At 53.6% G+C, this 233-nt stretch carries 1 protein-coding gene; it reads left to right on the forward strand.

The genetic code is table 11. The features are described 5' to 3' along the window. Positions 1-233 (forward strand): biotin carboxylase N-terminal domain-containing protein (locus NE623_RS14625; RefSeq protein ID WP_305146204.1); only part of this gene is annotated, 233 nt, incomplete at both ends.

Genomic DNA, 233 nt, shown 5'->3' on the forward strand with positions numbered 1-233 from the left:
TACCGCTCGGCATGTAATGTATGCGGATGAGGCAGCCTTGATAGGCCCGGCGGCTTCCAAGGAAAGTTATTTGAATATAGACAATCTGATCGCCGCGGCGAAACGGCACCATGCCGATGCGATACATCCCGGTTATGGTTTCTTGTCGGAGAACGCGGACTTCGCACGCCGTTGTAAGCAAGAAGGATTGATATTTATCGGCCCGTCAGCGGAGACGATGGAAGCGATGGGAG

The organism is Gemmiger formicilis (assembly GCF_024462815.1).
Lineage (GTDB): Bacteria > Bacillota > Clostridia > Oscillospirales > Ruminococcaceae > Gemmiger.